The organism is Phycobacter sedimenti (assembly GCF_038148855.1).
Classification (GTDB): Bacteria; Pseudomonadota; Alphaproteobacteria; order Rhodobacterales; family Rhodobacteraceae; genus Phycobacter; species Phycobacter sedimenti.
In genome coordinates, this window is sequence record NZ_JBBVGR010000006.1 from 92,425 (window position 1) to 106,399 (window position 13,975).

Annotated in this window: 16 protein-coding genes; 8 read left to right on the plus strand and 8 right to left on the minus strand. The window is 60.6% G+C overall.

Annotated elements, in window-relative coordinates; genetic code table 11:
• The first annotated feature begins 211 nt into the window (after nt 1–211).
• The 6 genes from AADA15_RS11815 (at nt 212) to AADA15_RS11840 (ending at nt 4,564) form a co-directional block, all read left to right on the plus strand.
• A complete protein-coding gene (locus AADA15_RS11815) occupies nt 212–889 on the plus strand; it encodes an SH3 domain-containing protein (protein ID WP_341641755.1) in 678 nt (225 codons plus the stop codon).
• Between the two features lie 39 nt (nt 890–928).
• Nucleotides 929–1,759 carry an SDR family NAD(P)-dependent oxidoreductase gene (locus AADA15_RS11820; RefSeq protein ID WP_341641756.1) on the plus strand — a complete coding sequence of 277 codons (831 nt, stop codon included), beginning with the start codon at nt 929–931 and terminating at the stop codon, nt 1,757–1,759.
• Nucleotides 1,760–1,830: 71 nt separating this feature from the next.
• Nucleotides 1,831–2,034, plus strand: a complete 204-nt coding sequence (locus AADA15_RS11825; RefSeq protein WP_341641757.1) for a twin transmembrane helix small protein — start codon at nt 1,831–1,833, stop codon at nt 2,032–2,034.
• Nucleotides 2,035–2,039: 5 nt separating this feature from the next.
• Nucleotides 2,040–2,612 carry a cob(I)yrinic acid a,c-diamide adenosyltransferase gene (locus AADA15_RS11830; RefSeq protein ID WP_341641758.1) on the plus strand — a complete coding sequence of 191 codons (573 nt, stop codon included), beginning with the start codon at nt 2,040–2,042 and terminating at the stop codon, nt 2,610–2,612.
• A 264-nt stretch (nt 2,613–2,876) separates the two neighbouring features.
• Nucleotides 2,877–3,635 carry an electron transfer flavoprotein subunit beta/FixA family protein gene (locus AADA15_RS11835; protein WP_274847700.1) on the plus strand — a complete coding sequence of 253 codons (759 nt, stop codon included), beginning with the start codon at nt 2,877–2,879 and terminating at the stop codon, nt 3,633–3,635.
• Complete coding sequence (locus AADA15_RS11840; RefSeq protein WP_341641759.1) at nt 3,635–4,564, plus strand: electron transfer flavoprotein subunit alpha/FixB family protein; 930 nt, start codon at nt 3,635–3,637, stop codon at nt 4,562–4,564. Before AADA15_RS11835 ends, AADA15_RS11840 begins: the two co-directional genes overlap by 1 nt.
• 127 nt (nt 4,565–4,691) lie before the next feature.
• On the opposite strand, the gene AADA15_RS11845 is transcribed toward AADA15_RS11840, so the two are convergent.
• Nucleotides 4,692–5,516 (minus strand): DUF6473 family protein, encoded by an 825-nt coding sequence (locus AADA15_RS11845; protein WP_341641760.1) that lies wholly within the window; start codon nt 5,514–5,516, stop codon nt 4,692–4,694.
• Between the two features lie 155 nt (nt 5,517–5,671).
• On the opposite strand from AADA15_RS11845, the gene AADA15_RS11850 reads away from it, so the two are divergent.
• The gene (locus tag AADA15_RS11850; protein ID WP_341641761.1) at nt 5,672–6,547 is read left to right on the plus strand and encodes a 3-hydroxybutyryl-CoA dehydrogenase; all 876 of its coding nucleotides are present in this window, start codon (nt 5,672–5,674) and stop codon (nt 6,545–6,547) included.
• Nucleotides 6,548–6,617: 70 nt separating this feature from the next.
• On the opposite strand, the gene AADA15_RS11855 is transcribed toward AADA15_RS11850, so the two are convergent.
• From AADA15_RS11855 to AADA15_RS11885, 7 genes are read right to left on the minus strand one after another with little or no spacing between them, the layout of a single operon-like run.
• Complete coding sequence (locus AADA15_RS11855; protein ID WP_341641762.1) at nt 6,618–7,511, minus strand: lysophospholipid acyltransferase family protein; 894 nt, start codon at nt 7,509–7,511, stop codon at nt 6,618–6,620.
• Nucleotides 7,512–7,546: 35 nt separating this feature from the next.
• Nucleotides 7,547–7,816: an HPr family phosphocarrier protein gene (locus AADA15_RS11860; RefSeq protein WP_341641763.1), complete on the minus strand. Its 270-nt coding sequence runs from the start codon at nt 7,814–7,816 to the stop codon at nt 7,547–7,549.
• A gap of 9 nt (nt 7,817–7,825) precedes the next feature.
• Nucleotides 7,826–8,224: a PTS sugar transporter subunit IIA gene (locus tag AADA15_RS11865; RefSeq protein WP_341641764.1), complete on the minus strand. Its 399-nt coding sequence runs from the start codon at nt 8,222–8,224 to the stop codon at nt 7,826–7,828.
• 21 nt (nt 8,225–8,245) lie between these two features.
• Complete coding sequence (gene rapZ, locus AADA15_RS11870; RefSeq protein ID WP_341641765.1) at nt 8,246–9,112, minus strand: RNase adapter RapZ; 867 nt, start codon at nt 9,110–9,112, stop codon at nt 8,246–8,248.
• Complete coding sequence (locus AADA15_RS11875; RefSeq protein WP_341641766.1) at nt 9,105–9,542, minus strand: HPr kinase/phosphorylase; 438 nt, start codon at nt 9,540–9,542, stop codon at nt 9,105–9,107. Before AADA15_RS11875 ends, rapZ begins: the two co-directional genes overlap by 8 nt.
• Before the next feature lie 13 nt (nt 9,543–9,555).
• Nucleotides 9,556–11,271 carry a sensor histidine kinase gene (locus AADA15_RS11880; protein ID WP_341641767.1) on the minus strand — a complete coding sequence of 572 codons (1,716 nt, stop codon included), beginning with the start codon at nt 11,269–11,271 and terminating at the stop codon, nt 9,556–9,558.
• Nucleotides 11,272–11,304: 33 nt separating this feature from the next.
• On the minus strand, nt 11,305–12,012 hold the full coding sequence (locus AADA15_RS11885) for a response regulator transcription factor (RefSeq protein ID WP_341641768.1): 708 nt from the start codon (nt 12,010–12,012) through the stop codon (nt 11,305–11,307).
• Nucleotides 12,013–12,354: 342 nt separating this feature from the next.
• Here AADA15_RS11885 and AADA15_RS11890 point away from each other — a divergent pair, with 342 nt between their 5' ends.
• Nucleotides 12,355–13,965 carry a phosphoenolpyruvate carboxykinase gene (locus AADA15_RS11890; RefSeq protein ID WP_341641769.1) on the plus strand — a complete coding sequence of 537 codons (1,611 nt, stop codon included), beginning with the start codon at nt 12,355–12,357 and terminating at the stop codon, nt 13,963–13,965.
• Nucleotides 13,966–13,975 lie beyond the last annotated feature (10 nt).

Sequence of the window (13,975 nt, forward strand, 5' to 3'; positions counted from 1 at the left end):
GCTTTGTACCAAGAGCACACCGGTCCGCGGGTTGGGGGAGAAGAAAACCGACTCTCCCCTGTGTTTCGGACCCGTTTTCACATAGGATTAAGCCTGTGCTGCCTATGGTTCCACCGCCTGCCCCATACCCGACCGCGGGTTTGGAGCGCAGGTTGCGGGGCCAGCTGCCGCAGGCGGCTTGTCATTGAAGTTATGATCTGGGGGATGCGCCATGTCGCGCTTTGTTTTGGTGTCTTTTGCCTTTCTCGGCTGGGGCTTTTATGAGCTCAGCGGCGGGGCAGGTTTCACCCCGCCAGAACGCCCGGTCGTTGAAATCGCACAAGCGTCTGGGCGCGAACCGAACCGCGACACGCAAGATGAAATCACCGTTACGGCTGCATCCCTGGTGACGCGCACCACGATCGAGATGCGTCACAAGGAACTGGTGCGCGCGCGTGTTGACGAAGAGCGGACACCGACAACGATTGCTACAACCCAGAAACGCGGCACAGACACAACGCGATCGGCATCCGCTAGCCTGTTCAATGCAGGGCTTGGATCGGGGGGCATCCAGCTTGCCTCGCTCGAAGAGGGTCTTGGCGGCGGCCTGCAAGCTGATTGGCGCGAAAATGGCGCGCCAGCCGCCGCGGACCAGCAACCGGCACCGGCCGAGAACGATGGCATCAGCCAGCCAGCTGCCGCCAAAGCGGACATCCGCAACATTCGAGCCTCTCGGGTCAACATGCGGGAGGGTCCAGGCACGGCCTATCCGATCATCACGCGCCTTTTGGCCGGGGACGAGGTGATCGTCATCGATGACAATGGCGCCGACTGGCTACATCTGCGCACCCCCGACAATGAACACTTCGGCTGGATCGCCGCTTCACTGGTAAGCAAAAAAGCCCCATAACGACCCGCAAGTCTGGCAGATCTTGGCGCGGGGGCCTTCATGCAGAAAACAATCCTGATCACAGGCTGTTCGTCCGGCATCGGTCTGGACGCCGCACGCGGCATGCGGGCTCGCGGCTGGCGGGTCTTTGCCTCCTGCCGCCAGCAGCGCGATTGCGACCAGATGCGCGCCGAAGGCTTCGACAGCCCGCTGATCGACTACACCGATTCCGAAACGATCACCTCTGGTCTGCGCGAGGTGCTGGAGGCTACCGGCGGCACCCTGGACGTGCTGTTCAACAATGGTGCCCACGGGCTGCCCGGCGCGGTCGAGGACCTGCCGACCGAGGCCCTGCGCACAATTTTCGAAAGCAATTTCTTCGGCTGGCACGAGCTGACGCGGCAGGTGATCCCTGTGATGCGCGCCCAAGGCCATGGGCGCATCGTGCAGAATTCCTCGATCCTGGGAATGGTCTCTTTCCCCTGGCGCGGCGCCTATGTGGCGACAAAATATGCCGTTGAGGGGCTGACCGATACGCTGCGGATCGAACTGATAGACACCGACATCCACGTTGTCCTCATCGAACCCGGCCCCGTGACCTCCAAGATCCGGGAGAATTCGATCCCGCATTTCGAACGCTTCGTGGACTGGCAGGCCTCGCCCTTGCGGGACCTCTACGAAAAGAGCCTCCTCAAGCGCCTTTACGAAAGCAAGGGGCCGGATACCTTTGAGCTGCCCGCCTCGGCAGTGACGGCAAAACTGATCCATGCCTGCGAATCGCGCCGCCCCCGACCACGGTACTATGTGACCACGCCGACCCATATCGCCGGGTTCCTGCGCCGGATTTTGTCGACCCGGTCAATTGACCGCATCCTTGCCCGCCTTAGATAGCGGATTCGCGGTCGCCATCTGCCCAGGCAGGCGATAGACCGGGACAAGACAAATGCGAAGGAGCATGAGCAATGGGTGATCCGCTCTTCATTCTGGCCGTTGTGGCCATGGCGGCAGTGGTGATCGTGCTGGTGATCGGCATGGGCGGCTTTGGCAAAGGCGGCGCCTTCAATCACAAGTACGGCAACAAGATGATGCGCCTGCGGCTGCTGTTCCAGTTCATCGCCGTGGTCCTGATCGTGGCCTTCGTCTATCTGCGCTCGCAAGGAGGCTGAGGAATATGGTTGTTCTGAGCAAGATCTACACCCGCACCGGTGACAAGGGCGACACCGCCCTCGGCGACGGGCAGCGCGTGGCCAAACATTCGGCCCGGGTCAGCGCCTATGGGACCTCGGACGAGCTGAACGCCTTTGTGGGTGTCGCGCGCCTTGAGGCGACAGGCGACATGGACGAGGCCCTTGCCCGCATCCAGAATGATCTCTTCGACCTCGGCGCCGACATGTGCCGCCCCGACATGGCCAAGGACGCCGAAGCCGAATACCCGCCCCTGCGGATGGCGGACGCTCAGGTCGAGCGGCTTGAGGTGGAAATTGACGTCATGAACAAGGATCTGGAGCCTTTGCGCAGTTTCGTTCTGCCGGGTGGCTCGAAACTCTCGGCCCATCTGCACGTCTGCCGCACCGTGGCACGCCGCGCCGAGCGGCTGGCCACGGAGCTTGCCACCGAGGAAGAGGTGAACCCGGCCGCCGTGCGATACCTCAATCGCCTGTCCGACTGGTTCTTCGTTGCGTCACGCGTGGCCAATGACAACGGCGCACGGGACGTGCTCTGGGTCCCCGGCGCAAACCGTTAGAGCCGCGCAAACCCACACGAATCGCTCGGGGCAACCGTGCCCCGGCGCGCGCCCGGCACAGGAAACCTGCCGTTGCGGCAGATGTCTTTCCCTTACGAAACATTCTTGCAAAATTGATGCGCCAAACAGACAGACGCGACGTCCGGGGCCGCTAACGTGACGATTTTTCACTGTTGCCCGCATTGCTGACCCGGTATCAACGGCGCGAGAGCATGAAGGCCCGCCGCCCACGCGACAGGCCATTTGTTAAGGAGAGAACGCAAAATGAAGGTACTCGTGCCTGTCAAACGCGTGATCGACTACAACGTGAAGGTCCGCGTCAAAGCGGACGGCAGCGGTGTCGATCTCGCCAACGTCAAGATGTCGATGAACCCCTTTGACGAGATTGCCGTCGAAGAGGCCATCCGCCTGAAGGAAGCCGGCAAGGCAGACGAGGTCGTTGCGGTCTCGATCGGTGTTAAACAAGCTCAGGAAACCCTGCGCACCGCCCTCGCCATGGGCGCGGACCGCGCGATCCTGGTTGTTGCCGCCGATGACGTTCATACCGACATCGAACCGCTGGCCGTGGCCAAGATCCTCGCCAAGATCGTCGAGGAAGAGCAGCCCGGTCTGGTTCTGGCTGGTAAACAAGCCATCGACAACGACATGAACGCCACCGGTCAGATGCTGTCGGCTCTGCTGGGCTGGTCGCAGGGCACCTTTGCCTCTGAGATCGACATCGACGGCGACAACGCCAAGGTCACCCGCGAAGTCGACGGCGGCCTGCAGACCATCTCCGTGAAGATGCCTGCCATCGTCACCGTGGATCTGCGCCTCAACGAACCGCGTTATGCCTCGCTGCCGAACATCATGAAGGCCAAGAAAAAGCCGCTGGATGAGAAAACCGCCGCCGACTACGGCGTCGATGTCTCGCCGCGCCTCGAAGTGGTCTCGACCAAAGAGCCCGAAGCGCGCTCGGCCGGTATCATCGTGGGTTCGGTCGACGAGCTGGTTGCGAAACTCAAAGAAGCGGGGGCTGTGTAATGGCTGTTCTTCTCCTTGCCGAAGTGAACAACGGCGAGCTGGCGCTGGACGCCACCGCCAAGGCTGTCTCCGCCGCCAAGGCACTGGGTGACGTGACCGTTCTGTGTGCCGGTGCATCCGCCGCCGCCGCAGGTGACGCCGCCGCCAAGATCGACGGTGTGGCCAAGGTTCTGGTTGCCGAGGACCCCTCGCTGGGTCACCGCCTGGCCGAGCCGACAGCAGCGCTGATCGTCTCGCTGGCGGGCGACTACGAGCATATCGTTGCCCCGGCCACCACCGACGCCAAGAACGTGCTGCCGCGCGTTGCGGCCCTGCTGGACGTGATGGTGATCTCCGACGTGACCGCAGTGGTCGACGGCGACACCTTCGAGCGCCCGATCTACGCCGGTAACGCGATCCAGACCGTGAAGTCGAAAGACGCCAAAAAGGTCATCTCCTTCCGCACCTCGACCTTCGATGCCGCTGGTGAAGGTGGCTCTGCCTCGGTGGAAACCACTGGTGCTGCCGAAAACCCGGGCCTGTCCGAATGGATCGAAGACAAGGTTGCCGCCTCCGACCGACCCGAGCTGACCTCGGCCGGCGTGGTTGTCTCCGGTGGTCGCGGTGTCGGCTCCGAAGAGGACTTCAAACTGATCGAAGGTCTGGCGGACAAGCTGGGCGCCGCTGTGGGTGCGTCGCGCGCCGCAGTCGATTCGGGCTATGCACCGAACGACTGGCAGGTGGGTCAGACCGGCAAGGTCGTCGCGCCCGAGCTGTACATCGCGGTCGGCATCTCCGGTGCGATCCAGCACCTCGCGGGTATGAAGGACTCCAAGATCATCGTCGCCATCAACAAGGATGAAGAAGCGCCGATCTTCCAGGTCGCCGACTTTGGCCTGGTGGCTGACCTGTTCCAGGCGGTGCCTGAGCTTACCGAGAAACTGGGCTGATCACGCCCGGCGTCTGTCGCCGGGACGGACCAAGAACCAAGAAGGCCCGCATCAGATGCGGGCCTTTTCTTTGCGCAAAACACCGCGCGAGTCGTATCCGCCGCCGGGGGCCTGAAGCCGCCTCACCTTACCCCGCATTCACGATCGTCTGCAAATATTCCGCAGTGGTGGAGCCGATCCTGTTGTGTTCCTTGGGGCCGAGCATCAGACGCGCCGTCGGCAAGTCGAGCGGTCCCATCTCCATGCCGGCCACGTCATTGGCCAGGCCAGCAGTTGTAACAGGCATTTCCACGACCCCTTTGACGAGATGACGCAGCGGGTCAATCATCCCCTGATCAACGAGCACCGGTTCGCGGTTGATCAGTTCCACACCACCCAGATTGTAACGCAGCCAAAGCAGAACAAGCCGCCTGTTCAGAGTGCTGATCAAGTCCCCCATACGGCTGACCCAGTCCGACTGGATATGAACCCGCAGCGTCTCAAAACGCTCTTCGCAAATATCCCTGAGGCGGCTGAGCAAATGCTTGTTGAAATGAAATTCCGTAAAATCCACCTCTGGATAGAGCGATATCAGGGCCGGACGCGCCTGCAAGAACCGGTCATTTCGCCTGGGATGGACCTTGTAGTACCTGTTCGACAGGTTTTGTGCCCCCAGCACCTGCATCACAACAAAATCAGCCTCCTGCGCCACGCGCATCAGGCCCGTATCACCCAGGAAACTGTCCAGCCCCGCATTCACACCACCAAGGTTCACGCAAGGGACATTCAACAGGGATTCGGTCACGGCAGGAAACGGCTCGGAGACGAACCGCCCGAACACTTCTGTCCCGCCAAGGAATGCGATGTAAGGGTCGTCCAAATCACGCGCGGGCCCACGCACTTGTAGCCTTGACCCCGCATAGCAACATGTTCCGACCGAAAGCGCACTAGCGCTATTCAGCTCGTAGCTCATAGTCCCACCAAATTTTCACCCGATAGTCACTTTGAGACCCAAAGCTTGCAAATTCCCTAAACCTCAAATTTGGCTAAAATAGCGCCGGTGCGGCCTTGTGCCGCCCCCGAAACCGCCGATAAGATCGCCCGGCAGGCAGCCAGGGAGCCATGGGCATGGAAGTCAAAAAAATCGGCGTAATCGGGGCAGGACAGATGGGCAATGGCATTGCCCATGTCATGGCGATTGCGGGCTATGACGTTGTAATTAATGACGTAAATCAAACCGCTCTTGATGCGGCCCTGGCGACGATCCAGAAAAACCTTGCCCGGCAGGCAAGCCGCGGCAAGATCAGCGAAGCCGAGGTTCAGGCCGCCGTGGCGCGCATCACTCCGAGCTTGTCGCTGGCCGATATCGGCGCAACGGATCTGGTGATCGAAGCGGCAACGGAGCGTGAAACCATCAAGCAAGCCATCTTTGAAGATCTGCAGCCGCATCTGAAACCTCATACGATTCTTACCTCCAACACCTCCTCGATCTCGATCACCCGCCTGGCGAGTCGCACCGACCGGCCCGAACGGTTCATGGGCTTTCACTTCATGAACCCGGTGCCGGTGATGCAACTGGTCGAACTGATCCGCGGTATCGCAACCGATGAAGAAACCTTTGCCGCCTGCCAGACCGTTGTGGAACGCCTTGGGAAAACCGCCGCCAGCGCAGAGGATTTTCCCGCCTTCATCGTGAACCGGATCCTGATGCCGATGATCAACGAGGCCGTTTACACGCTTTACGAAGGTGTAGGATCGGTCAAATCCATCGACGAATCGATGAAACTGGGGGCCAACCACCCCATGGGACCGCTGGAGCTGGCGGATTTCATTGGCCTCGACACCTGCCTTGCGATCATGAACGTGCTGCACGAAGGTCTTGCGGACACCAAATACCGCCCCTGCCCGCTGCTCACGAAATATGTGGAGGCCGGCTGGCTTGGCCGCAAGACACAACGCGGTTTCTATGATTATCGGGGCGAAACCCCCGTTCCGACCCGATAGGCAGCGGCTTCCCGGCCCGCCAAGACGCTGCTTGGGTGTCTGCGATTCCCTCAGGATCCGGGCTTCAATTTCAGCTCTTGTTGCCCAGCGACAGGGTATGCTCCCGCAGCCAGGCCATGAAGCCGCGCGGATCGCTGTGCAGGCGCTCCATCTGCTCGTCGGTCAGCGGCTTGCCCACGACCGGTGCCTGCGGCTTGTTGCAGGAGCGCACGATCTCGTGCAGCAATAGCCCCTGACGCAGGATCGGTGAGATCCGGCAGGCAATCTGATACCAGCGAGAGTTCGATCCGGGGAAGAAAATCGGAACCACCCGTGCGCCCGAACGACGGATCAACTGGGCGGTGAAAACGTTCCACTCCCGTTCGATGGCGGGGCCGAACCAGCTGTCCGATGACATCACCACACCTGATGGGAACAGGGCAACAACACCGCCTTCCTTCAGATGCCCCATCGCCTTTGCCCGCATCTCGACCATCTTGCGCTGTGCGTCTGGGTCATGCGGAAAGGGCACCGGAATCATGAACGACGTGGCCGCCTCATCCAGCCCCGTCAGCACCGAGCGTGTCAGAATGCGATAATCAAGCCGGGTGCGGCCGATGAGATCCGCAAAGATCATCCCGTCCACCATGCCATGCGGGTGGTTGGCGACGATCACCACCGGCCCCTCGGCGGGAATGTTGCGGATCTGCTCTTCCGGAGTCAAAAGGTCGATGCCCATGACATTGAGCGCGCCACGCCAGAACTTTTGACCGCGATACTGGGCGTTTTGCCGCTCAAACTTCTTCACCATGCGCAGGATGGTCAGTTTGCCGGTGAACCATTCGATCGTCCGGATCGCAATCGAGGTCCAGCGGTCGTCAAAGGAATTGGCATAGGTCAGCGTGCGCCGGTCGTAGACCTCGCCCGTTTGCGTATCGCTTTCCGGCGTAAGGCCGCCGTCATGGTCATGCGCCGTGTCCGCCACTTTGCCCTTCCCCTGTTTCGCAAGTCTCTCTGCGATCAGAACCCTTCACCGAACTTGTCGGCGACCAACGCTTCAAGAGCCTCAGCCAGGGCATCTGCATCAGGCCCCGAGGTTTCGACGTCAATAGTCGTTCCTTTCGAAGCTGCCAACATCAAAAGCCCCATGATGCTGTCGCCCGAGGCGGACAAACCGTCCTTTGACACTTCGGCCGTTGCATCGAACCCCTCAACGACCTCAACCAGTTTGGCCGAAGCGCGGGCGTGCAGGCCTTTTTCATTTACGATCTCAAGTGTTCTGACAGCCATTGAAAAATGTTACTCCCCTGCGGGGTTGATGTTTTGCGAATTGATGTACTTGCGACCAGCTTCCATGGCTTGACGCACCGCATCAGCCACCGGCAGATGACGGGACTTCGCAAGTTTGATCAGCATGGGAAGGTTGGCGCCATAGAGAATCCGTCGGTCCACCGGAGCGCAGGCGCGCAGGCTCAGATTCGACGGAGACCCGCCGAACAGATCCGTCACGATCACCACTCCGTCGCCTGTGTCGACCTCATCGGCTGCAATACAGATTTCGCGCTGCTTGTCGTCCCGGTCATCATCAGGCGCGATGGTGATCGCCCGCAAGTTCGGCTGCGCACCGACCACATGCTCGACCGCCGCCAGATACTCTCTGGCCAGTCCCCCATGCGCGACAATCACAATCCCGATCAACCCGGCCTCTCCGTTTTGTGGCTAGCTTTGCAGCTCGCGATGCCTAATTGACACCTGCTGTCCGTCTTCTGCAAGGGTCTTGGCGAGGGTTTCTGCCAGTGTCACCGAACGGTGTTGCCCGCCGGTACAGCCGAATGCGATAGAAAGGTGTGATTTTCCTTCCTGCCGCACGGCTGGCAAAAGGAAACTGACCATGTCGATCACGCGCGAGATAAACCCATCGAACAAAGGGTCGGCCTTCACGTAAGCCTGTACAGCACCGTCACACCCGTTCAGTGCGCGCAACTCCTCTTGCCAATAGGGATTGGCCAGAAACCGGCAATCGAACACCAGGTCCACGCTGCGCGGCACACCGCGTTTGTAGGAAAAGCTCTGCACCGAAACAGCCAGGGCGCGGCCATGCGGGGCAAACCAGTGCTCGATCTCGGCCTTGAGCTGGTGCACGTTCATTTCCGAGGTGTCGAGCAGGATATCCGCCCGCTCCCTGATCTGGGCCATCAGGTCCAGCTCACGCGCAACGCCAACCTCCGGTGTCTCGGCCGGTGCCAGGGGATGCCTGCGCCGGGTTTCTGAATAGCGCCGCAGCAGGACCTCCGGGCGGGCGTCGAGGTAAAGAACCGAGAGTTTGGCATCTCTCCGCCCTGCCAGCATGTCGATCATGTCCAATAACGCGGCGGGCGAAAAATCCCGGTTGCGGCTGTCGAGACCCAGCGCCATCGGAGCCGAGATTCCGGCAGCCTCGATCAGTTTTGGCAAAAGCAGCAGCGGCAGGTTGTCTATCGCCTCGAACCCGAGATCCTCAAGCACGTTGATCGCGCTGGTGCGCCCCGCCCCAGAGGGTCCCGTGACCAGGACAACGGGCGGTGTTTCAGGAGTGGCGTCAGGCATCCGGGTCCATGGCTCCGCGTTTGAGATATTGGATCAGGGCCGGTGCGAAATGCGCCGCTTCCACGCGGCGCAGGACCGGCAGTCTGATCCCTCGTATCAGCTCGAATACCTGTGCCGGAAGCCGGTCGACTTCAACCCTGTCCAGATCCACAATTGCACACACCGGCGTCTCATCTGCGCATTTGGCGATCAAAACCCCGATACCACGCGCTTCAATCAGTCCGGCGATGGCTTCAGGCGCCCGCGCATGAAGATGCCCGTCTTGCTCACGCAACAGCACCCTGTCGTCAGACACCAACTCGGCCCCAAAGGCCATCAGCTGCAAGGCAAGTCCGGATTTCCCGCTTCCTGCTTGCCCCCGGATCAATAGCGCCCGACCGTGCAGTGCCACGCAAGTGGCATGGAGGCAGAGGTCGCTGATGCCGGACATTCAGAAGCGCGGATCAGACCGGCAGGCCGACCACGAAACGCGCGCCAAGCGGTTCGGACGTGATATCCACCTCCGTCGGGCGAATATTCTCAGCCCAGATCACACCACCATGGGCCTCGACGATCTGTTTCGAAATCGCGAGCCCAAGGCCGGAGTTGTTTCCGAAATGCTCTTCCGGGCGCTGAGAATAGAAACGTTTGAAAATGTTGGAGAGCGCCTGTTCAGGGATCCCCGGTCCGGTATCCTCGACCACCACCAGAACCCGGTTGGCGCGGCGGCGGGCCCAGACGCGGATGGCATCGCCTTCTTCGCAGAAGGAAATCGCATTGGTGATCAGGTTTACGAACACCTGTGCAAGACGGGCCTCAAGTCCGTGGATAATGATAGGCTGCGCCGGCAGGTCGGTGATGTAATCGATCCCCTGGCCGCGCGCATCTTCGCCAAGGAATTGGTTGAGATTCGTCAGCATCTTCAGCAGGTCGAATTCCTCTTCCTCTTCCTTGACCAGCTCGGCATCCAGCCTGGAGGCATTCGAGATATCGCTTACCAGCCGATCAAGGCGGCGAACGTCATGCTCAATAACTTCCATAAGCTTCTCCCGCTGATCTTCACGCTTCACCATGCGCAACGTCCCAACCGCCGACTGAAGGCTGGCGAGAGGGTTCTTGATCTCATGTGCCACATCAGCTGCAAATTGTTCGTTACTATCGATGCGACTGTAGAGCGCTTTTACCATTCCGCGCAGCGCAAGGCTCAGGCGGCCAATCTCGTCGGGGCGGGCAGAGAGGTCAGGAATGCGCACGCGGCCCGGCTGTGCCTTGCGCCCGCCGCGGTCACGACCGCTTTCTGCCGCTTCGGCCAGATCCGCCAGCGGGTTTGCTATTGTCGAGGCCAGAACCAGGCTGAGCCCGATGGACACCAAAAGTGCGATCACGAACATCTGCAGAACGCGCTCGCGTTCGCTGCGCACCAAGGCGTCGATTTCCCCGATGGGAGAGGCCAGCGCCACAACGCCAATTGCCTGACCGTTGTGAATGATGGGGGCCGCCGCAGAGAAGACCGTGCCCCCGCGTGTGTCTACCGCCGTATCGATCGTGGCTCCGGCACTGAGGGTGCGTTCGGCCAAAGCCCCCAGTTGTTCCTCAAGCGATGGCGCCTGTGCACGCACCGCATCACCGGACTTGAACAGTCCACCAACTGCGGACCAGAGGGCCGACAGACCATCGCTGATCAGCGTCTTGCCGGATTCGCTTTCATTCAATGCATTCAGCGCGTCAGAGCGGGCCACACCGGTTACGCTTGCGATCATCGTACCGCTGGAATCAAACACCATAGCCTCAACGCCGCCACGCAAGGTCAGCCCCGACAGCGTCTGCTCCGCGTCGATACCGTCTCCGGTCGCAAAACTTACGGCACCTGCACTCGGTAGCTCGGCCTCAAAGACATCCGAGATCAGTGACGCCTCGGCGACCAAGGCGCCCGCTTTTTGCCGCACAAGGCTTTGACGGGACGAGTTCAGGTAGAGAATCCCCGCAACCAGGATGATCAGAGCAATCAGATTGAACGTGATGATCTTGCGGGTCAGCGGCGAGCCTTTGAGCGAGAAGAAGCTGCGTCTGGCCCGGCGCACCTGCACCTCTTCGGTCACGGACTGCTCCGGGGAGACCCAGTCTTCCCCGAGGACTACATCGTGATCGGACGCATGTTCCGCTTTGCCGGTATCGCGCATATGCGCCTGCCCTTCCAACGCCGGTATCGGCTCTTACTCTTCGTTGTACCGGTAACCGATACCATACAGCGTCTCGATCGCCGCAAAATCCGGATCGGCGCTGCGCATCTTCTTGCGCAGGCGCTTGATATGGCTGTCGATGGTCCGGTCGTCGACGTAGACCTGATCGTCGTAGGCGACGTCCATCAGCTGATCGCGGCTTTTGACGAAGCCGGGGCGTTGCGCCAGCGCCTGCAACAGCAGGAATTCGGTCACGGTCAGGGACACGTCCTTGCCTTTCCAGCTCACGGCATGGCGCAGGGGGTCCATCCGCAGGTTGCCGCGTTCCATCACTTTGGTCTCGGCCACGGCGCCACCTTCGGCGGCATCTCCGCTGATTGCTTCCTGGCGCCGCAACAGGGCGCGGATGCGTTCCACCAACAGACGCTGCGAGAAGGGTTTCTTGACGTAGTCATCCGCCCCCATGCGAAGGCCCAGAACCTCGTCGATCTCATCATCCTTGGAGGTGAGAAAGATCACCGGCATCTGGGTTTTCTGGCGCAGACGCTGCAACAGATCCATGCCGTCCATACGCGGCATCTTGATGTCCAGAACAGCCATGTCCGGAAGCTTCTTGTTGAAAGCATCCAGCGCCGCCTGGCCATCGTTGTAGGTCTCGACCTCGAACCCCTCGGCCTCGAGCGTCATGGCCACCGAGGTCAGGATGTTTCTGTCGTCGTCCACCAAAGCAATCTTTGACATTGAAAGCGCCCCTTAATCACTGCTCAGCTTGTCGCTTTTTATATTCCTTAATCGCCGTTTCACGGCTCCGAATCAATCCCCATTGGCGAATCATGACTGCGATGAGGCCCAATTTGGGCAAAAATGTCTTAGCGCGGACTAAAGATCTGCCCTCCCTCCCGGCGTCGGAGCGATGGTTGCGCTAAACATTGCCGTGATGGCGCTAACTGCGCCAAAGCGTCCTGTTCACCGCACAAAACGTCATGTTAAGACCCCGACTACCGGTGTCGATACCGGCGAATTTGCGCAAGGGCGCGGCTTTAAATGTATGCGGTCATCTGGCCGCCACAGGAGAAAGAACACATGACATCAGGCACGGCATCAGGACGGGTGAACCCGAATTTCCGCCTCGAGGATCAAGGTATCGAGGGTCTGGGCAATGTCTACTATAACCTGATGGAGCCCGCGCTAATCGAAGCGGCCCTGAAACGCGAAGAAGGCACCCTCGGCAATGGTGGTGCCTTTCTGGTCACCACCGGCAAATTCACCGGCCGCTCCCCCAAGGACAAACACGTGGTCAAGACGGCCAGCGTCGCAGACACCATCTGGTGGGAAAACAACGCCGAGATGAGCCCGGAAGGTTTTGATGCGCTTTACGCCGACATGCTGGAGCACATGAAGGGCCGCGACTATTTCGTGCAGGACCTGGTCGGCGGCGCTGATCCGGCCCATGCCATCAACGTGCGCATGGTGACCGAACTGGCCTGGCACAACCTCTTCATCCGTCACCTGCTGCGCCGCCCCGCGCGCGAGGATCTGGATGACTTTCTGGCCGATTTCACCATCATCAACTGCCCCAGCTTCCAGGCAGATCCGGCCAAGCACAACTGCCGTTCCGAAACCGTGATCGCGCTCAATTTCGACAAGAAGGTGATCCTGATCGGCGGCACCGAATACGCGGGCGAGAACAAGAAATCCGTCTTTACCCTGCTGAACTACCTCTTGCCCGAAAAAGGCATCATGCCGATGCACTGCTCGGCCAACCACGCCAAGGGCAACCCGGTGGATGCCGCCGTCTTCTTTGGCCTGTCGGGAACCGGCAAGACCACCCTGTCCGCCGACCCCGACCGCGTGCTGATCGGCGATGACGAGCACGGCTGGGCCGACAACGGCACCTTCAACTTCGAAGGCGGCTGCTACGCCAAGACCATCAACCTCAACCCCGAGGCGGAACCGGAGATCTACGCCACCACCGAAAAGTTCGGCACCGTGATCGAGAACATGGTCTTCGACCCCGAGACCTTTGAACTCGACTTTGATGACGACAGCCTGACAGCTAACATGCGTTGCGCCTATCCGCTCAACTACATCTCCAACGCCTCCGAAACGGCGCGCGGCGGCCACCCCAAGAACATCATCATGCTGACCTGCGACGCCTTTGGTGTTCTGCCTCCGATCGCGCGGCTGACCCCGGCGCAGGCGATGTATCACTTCCTGTCGGGCTTCACCTCCAAGGTGGCCGGCACCGAGCGCGGCGTGACCGAGCCCGAGCCCACCTTCTCCACCTGCTTTGGTGCGCCTTTCATGCCGCGCCGCCCCGAGGTTTACGGCAACCTCTTGCGTGACAAGATCGCCCAGCACGGCGCGACCTGCTGGCTGGTCAACACCGGCTGGACCGGCGGCGCCTATGGCATCGGCTCGCGCATGCCCATCAAGGCGACCCGCGCGCTGCTGACTGCCGCGCTGGACGGTTCGCTGGCCGAGGTCGAGTTCCGCAAGGACAGCAACTTTGGCTTTGACGTTCCGGTGGATGTGCCCGGCGTGCCCGAGGTTCTGCTGGATCCGCGCCGTACCTGGGACGATCAGGAAGCCTATGACAAGCAGGCCGCCAAACTGGTCAAGATGTTCTCGGACAACTTCGAGCAGTACCTTCCCTATATCGACGAAGACGTGAAAGCCGCAGCGATCAGCTAAACCCGCGCGC